The organism is Flavonifractor plautii ATCC 29863 (assembly GCF_000239295.1).
GTDB classification, from domain to species: Bacteria; Bacillota; Clostridia; order Oscillospirales; family Oscillospiraceae; genus Flavonifractor; species Flavonifractor plautii.
Genome location: NZ_JH417631.1, coordinates 1 through 5,895, shown reverse-complemented (window position 1 = coordinate 5,895; position 5,895 = coordinate 1). Strand labels below are relative to the sequence as shown.

The window sequence follows — 5,895 nt, the reverse complement described above, 5'->3', positions numbered from 1 at the left end:
ATGGCCTCTTTCAGTAACATGTCCTTGACCTTCATGAGGCGGATGGTGTTGGCGCGCTCGTTCTCGTCCAGCTTCATGGTGATATACTGGATGGCCTCCTCCATTTGGGGGATCTTTACATACTCCAGGGCGTTGACCCGGCGGCGGGTCTTCTCGATCTCCTCGGCCAGGAGCTGAGAGGTCTTTTCGATCTCCGCCAGGCGGAGCATATCCTGGAGCACGCCGGACAGGGCCTCCACGGCGCCGTCCAGTTCGCCGGAGGTGGTGGCGAAGCCGTAGGGGTAGATTTCCCCGGCGTCGTCGCTCTTGGTCTTGAAGTGGTACACCGGCACATTGACGCTCATGATGTTCTGGAAGGTCATGTCCAGCTCCACGCTCTGCTTGGGGTAGAGCAGGGCCTGCTCCAGCATCTCGGTGGACATGAGGGCGGAGGCCACGGTGAAGGAGCCGTGGGCGCGCATCAGCCCCTCCTCCACCCTCTTCCGCAGGGCCCGGTTCTCCCGCACCACGTCCATGAACTGCTTCATGAGCTCGTCGCGCTTGTCCTTGAGCAGCTTGTGGCCCCGGATGGAGGTTCTCAGCCGGGTTTTCAGCCGCGTCAGCTCCTGCCGGGTGGGGTTTACGTTAATCGCGGGCATGGATTACCCCTCCTCTCCTTGCGCCACCGTCAGCCTTCAGAGGGGCCCCGCCGCGCGGGGACGGCGCTTTTGCGCCGCAAAAGCGCCGCAGGCGATTTCCGCAGGGCGGATTCATTCCGCCCGAGAATGGGAAATCCAGGGGCCCCCATGCGGCCGGCCGCATGGGGTTCACGTTAATCGCGGGCATGGATTACCCCTCCTTTTTCGGGAGGTACTTCTCAATGAACTCCGGCTTGATGCGCTTGAGCTCCGCCTTGGGCAGGATGCTCAGCAGCTCCCAGCCCAGATCCAGAGTCTCCTCGATGGAGCGGTTCTCGTCGCTGCCCTGGGCCACGTAGCGCTTTTCGAACTCGTCAGCGAACTTGGCGTACTGGAGGTCGGTGGGGGACAGGGCGGCCTCGCCCAGGATGCTCATGAGCTCCTTGTTCTCCTTGCCGGTGGAATAGGCGGCAAAGAGCTGGTTCATGGTGCCCGCGTGATCCTCCCGCGTCTTGCCGGGGCCCACGCCCTTGTCCTTCAGGCGGGACAGGGAGGGCAGCACGTCCACCGGCGGGATGATGCCCTTGCGGTAGAGCTCCCGGGAGAGGATGATCTGTCCCTCGGTGATATAGCCGGTCAGATCGGGGATGGGGTGGGTCTTGTCGTCCTCGGGCATGGTGAGGATGGGGATGAGGGTGATGGAGCCGCTCTTGCCCAGCTGCCGCCCCGCCCGCTCATAGAGGGTGGCCAGGTTGGTGTAGAGGTAGCCGGGGTAGCCCCGGCGGCCGGGCACCTCCTTCTTGGCGGCGGACACCTCGCGCAGGGCCTCGGCGTAGTTGGTGATGTCGGTCATGATGACCAGCACGTGCATGCCCTTCTCGAAGGCCAGGTACTCGGCGGCGGTGAGGGCCATGCGGGGGGTGGCGATGCGCTCCACCGCCGGGTCGTTGGCCAGGTTTGTGAAGAGCACCGTCCGGTCGATGGCGCCGGTGCGGCGGAACTCCTGTACGAAGAAGTCGGACTCCTCGAAGGTGATGCCGATGGCGGCAAAGACCACGGCGAAGTTGCCCGCGTCGTCCCCCAGCACACGGGCCTGCCGGGCGATCTGGGCGGCCAGGGCCGCGTGGGGCAGGCCGGAGCCGGAGAAGATGGGCAGCTTCTGGCCGCGCACCAGGGTATTCAGGCCGTCGATGGTGGAGATGCCCGTCTGGATAAACTCGTTGGGGTAGTCCCGGGCGGCGGGGTTCATGGGCAGGCCGTTGATGTCCCGGTACTCCTCGGCCAGAATCTCCGGGCCGCCGTCGATGGGCTTGCCCATGCCGTTGAACACCCGGCCCAGCATGTCGCCGGACACGCCCAGTTGGAGGGGGTGGCCCAGGAAGCGCACCTTGGACTCGGCCAGGTTGATGCCCGCGGAGGACTCAAAGAGCTGAACCACGGCGTTGTCGCCGTTGACCTCCAGCACCTGGCAGCGGCGTACGGCGCCGTCGGGCAGCTCAATCTCCCCCAGCTCGTCGTAGGTGACGCCGGACACCCGGCGCACCACCATCAGGGGGCCGTTGACCTCCTGTATGGTACGGTATTCCTTGATCATTCCTCAGCACCTCCCCGGGCGGCGATGTCCGCGATCTGCTCCTCCATCTCCCGGGCCATATCGGCGTAGACGGCGGCGTACCGGTCGTCCGGCACGCTCTTGGCCCGGCCCATCTGCTCCCGGAAGGGGATGGCGAACAGCTCGGCGGTGGCGGCGCCCTTCTCAATGGCGGCGCGGCACAGCTTGTCGTAGTCCAGAATCATCTGGATCATCTTGTCCTGGCGCTCGTAGCTGGAGTACCAGTCCACCTCCATAAAGCCGTTCTGCTGGAGGAAATCCTCCCGCAGCATCTTGGCGGTCTCCAGGGTGAGCTGGTCGGCGGCGGACAGGGAGTCCTTGCCCACCAGCTGCACAATCTCGTTGAGGCTGGCCTCCTCCTGAAGGATGGACATGGCCTTGTCGCGGTTGACCATGAACTGGGGCCCCAGGTGCTCGTCATACCAGGGCTTGAGGGAGTCCAGGTACAGGGAGTAGGAGTTGAGCCAGTTGATGGCCGGGAAGTGGCGCTTGTAGGCCAGGGAGGCGTCCAGGGCCCAGAACACCTTGACGATGCGCATGGTGGCCTGGCTGACCGGCTCGGACAGGTCGCCGCCGGGGGGCGACACCGCACCCACCGCGGTCAGGGAGCCCCGGCGGTGCTCGTCGGAGCCGATGCACTCCACCATGCCCGCCCGCTCATAGAACTGGGCCAAGCGGGAGGACAGGTAGGCCGGATAGCCCTCCTCGCCGGGCATCTCCTCCAGGCGGCCGGACATCTCGCGCAGGGCCTCGGCCCAGCGGGAGGTGGAGTCGGCGATGACGGCCACGTCGTACCCCATGTCACGGAAGTACTCGGCGATGGTGATGCCGGTATAGATGGAGGCCTCACGGGCGGCCACCGGCATGTCGGAGGTGTTGGCGATCAGAACCGTCCGCTTCATCAGGGACTCGCCGGTGCGGGGGTCCACCAGCTCGGGGAACTCCCGCAGCACGTCGGTCATCTCGTTGCCCCGTTCGCCGCAGCCGATGTAGACCACGATGTCCACGTCCGACCACTTGGCCAGCTGGTGCTGCATCACCGTCTTGCCCGAGCCGAAGGGCCCGGGGATGGCGGCGGTGCCGCCCTTGGCCACGGGGAACATGGCGTCCACGATGCGCTGGCCGGAGAGCAGAGGGGTTCTGGGGGGATACTTGTGCTTGTAGGGCCGCCCTACGCGGACGGGCCACTTCTGCACCATGGTCAGCGCGTGCTTCTCCCCCTTCCCGTCCACCAGCACCGCCACCGTGTCCAGCACCGTGAAGGAACCGGACTGGATGGACTCGATGGTGCCGGACAGGGTGGGGGGCACCATGATCTTGTGGAGCACCACGCTGGTCTCCTGGACGGTGCCCAGCACGTCGCCTCCGGTGACCTTGTCGCCGGGCCTGGCCACGGCGGTGAAGTCCCACTTCTTCTCCCGATCCAGGGCGGGCACCTCCACGCCCCGGGGCAGATTGTTGTTCCCCGCCTTCCGCATGATGCCCTCCAGAGGGCGCTGGATGCCGTCGTAGATGTTCTCAATGATACCGGGGCCCAACTCCACGCTCATGGGCGCGCCGGTGGTCTCCACCACCGCGCCGGGGCCCAGGCCGGAGGTCTCCTCGTACACCTGGATGGACGCCGCATCGCCGTTCATGTTCAGAATCTCGCCGATCAGGCGCTGCTCGCCCACCCGCACCACGTCGGCCATGTTGGCGTCCTTCAGCCCCGTCGCCACCACCAGCGGGCCGGAGACCTTGACAATTTTTCCGCTCAATGCTTCAACCTTCTTTCTCGTCGGCGCAAACTGCACATCCTTCGCGTCCCCGTAAACGGGAACGCTCACTCGTTCCGTTGCGCCTCCTCCTCCCCGCCGGACCCACTTCGTTGGGCTCCGCCGGGGGTCCGGACGGCCATAAAGGCCGCCCCTACCGCAGGGCGTTCCGGACGTAGGGGCGACCTTCATGGTCGCCCGTCCTTCCGGCCATTGCCGATGATCCGCTCCCTCGGCCTGCTCCGTCTTCGGCGCGGGCGGGTGTGGGCACCCGCCCCTACAGGGCGCCCAACGCGTTACGGGCGTAGGGGGAGCTACAAAATATCCGCGCCCACGGCCCGCTCCACGGCCCGCTTGACGTTGGCCATACCGATGCCCAGGGAGCCATCCTTGCCGGGAATCAGGATGATCGCGGGGGTCAGCGCGTCCTTGTACCGCTCCAGCTCCGCCTCCATGTGGGCCGCGTACCCCTCGGTCAGGTACACCACCGCGTAGTTCTCCTTCGCCAGAGCGTGAAGGGTGCGCTTTGCCTCTTCCGCGCTCTCCGCCGGGAACACGTCCAGCCCCAGGGCCTTGAAGCCCAGCACGCTGTCCTTGTCGCCCAGCACCGCGATTTTATAGTTAGACATAGGCCTCACGCAGCCTTTCCCGAATAGTGTCCGCGTCCAGCCCGGCCATACGGCCGGAGAGGATGGTGCGGATGGCGGTGAACTCCGCCTCCCGGGCGTACAGATAGCCTACCACCGCCTGCTCCCCAAAGGGGATGCGGCGGGCCTGGGCCAGGTAGCCCATCACCGCGTCGTCGCACAGCCGCTCAAAGGCGGTGAGCTCCCCGCTGCCGGGAGCGGTGAGGGCCGCGCCGGCCGCCGCCGCATCACTGAGGGGACCGGCCCGGAACACCGCCGCCAGATCATTGCCCTTGCCTGACGTGAGCACGTGGGCCTCCACATTTCCCCCGGGCAGGAGCACCTGGCTCAAAAAGTCGCTCCCCTTCCCCATCCGGGCGCACCGGACGGCGGAGCGCAGGTTGGCGGCGTCGATGAGCAGCCGCACATACCCCTCCAGGAAGGGGCTGCCCACCGCGCGGGCCGTCTCCGCCATCTCCGCAAAATAGGCCCGGTCCAGCACAAAGTCGGCCAGTTGAGGGTCATTTCCACCATTGAGGGTCTCCCGGGCCTGCACAACCGCCCGGCGGAAGGGGCCGGTGAACTCCCGCAGGCTGTCCCGCTGAAAGGCCTCCTTCACCTGGGCGGCGCTCCACCGCCCGCCCTCCATCAGCAGCCGGTCGGCGTCCGCCCCCACCGCGGCCCCCTTTACCAGGGCCTTGGCGTTGTGGTAGTCGTACTTCATCTGAAACAGCTCCACCAGCCGTTTGTCGGGTACTGCGCCGCCCAGCTCCCGGTACAGGGCCGCCCGCGCCGCCGAGAGCAGCTCGTCCAGCCCACGGTTGGTCAGGGCCGGCAGCTCCTCATAGCCGCACTCGGCCAGCACCTTCACCGCCTCGTCGTCGCTGCGGGCCTCCACCATCCGCTCCATCCGCTCCCGGGTCACCAGGCGGTTCTCCATCGCCCGCACGCGGGCTGAGATGGTCAAATAATCCGTGTCTCTGATCTTACTCAAGTTTTCGCCTCCCTATCGGAGCGCTCAGCCAAAGAGCACCTCCACAACCGTCCGGTCCATCTCGCCCCGCAGGAGGCGCACCAGTGTTTCAAAGGTGCAGTTCACTTCCACGTCCCCGTCGCTGAGAATCAGCCCGCCCCGGATGGGCCGGGTCTGGACAGACAGGGTCAAATGGCCGTCTCCCAGCCTCTCGTTGGCCTGGGTGACCACCTGCTTGCCATAGCGCGCCCGGTCCTTCTGGGACAGAATGACCTCCTCCCGTCCCGTGGACGACGCCTTCGCCGCCAGCCCC

Annotated in this window: 5 protein-coding genes and 1 pseudogene; all 6 read right to left on the bottom strand. The window is 66.4% G+C overall.

Features of this window, described 5'->3' with window-relative positions:
* A partial coding sequence (locus HMPREF0372_RS00680; RefSeq protein ID WP_007488059.1) for a V-type ATP synthase subunit D occupies positions 1-638 on the bottom strand: 638 nt, incomplete at its 3' end.
* A 190-nt stretch (positions 639-828) separates the two neighbouring features.
* The gene (locus HMPREF0372_RS00675) at positions 829-2,211 is read right to left on the bottom strand and encodes a V-type ATP synthase subunit B (protein ID WP_007488057.1); all 1,383 of its coding nucleotides are present in this window, start codon (positions 2,209-2,211) and stop codon (positions 829-831) included.
* On the bottom strand, positions 2,208-3,986 hold the full coding sequence (locus tag HMPREF0372_RS00670; protein ID WP_009257889.1) for a V-type ATP synthase subunit A: 1,779 nt from the start codon (positions 3,984-3,986) through the stop codon (positions 2,208-2,210). Before HMPREF0372_RS00670 ends, HMPREF0372_RS00675 begins: the two co-directional genes overlap by 4 nt.
* Positions 3,987-4,297: 311 nt before the next feature.
* Positions 4,298-4,612 (bottom strand): V-type ATP synthase subunit F, encoded by a 315-nt coding sequence (locus HMPREF0372_RS00665; protein WP_007488053.1) that lies wholly within the window; start codon positions 4,610-4,612, stop codon positions 4,298-4,300.
* Positions 4,605-5,603: a V-type ATPase subunit gene (locus tag HMPREF0372_RS00660; RefSeq protein WP_039996400.1), complete on the bottom strand. Its 999-nt coding sequence runs from the start codon at positions 5,601-5,603 to the stop codon at positions 4,605-4,607. Before HMPREF0372_RS00660 ends, HMPREF0372_RS00665 begins: the two co-directional genes overlap by 8 nt.
* A gap of 24 nt (positions 5,604-5,627) precedes the next feature.
* Positions 5,628-5,895, bottom strand: a pseudogene (locus HMPREF0372_RS19920) (V-type ATP synthase subunit E); the annotation flags it as partial.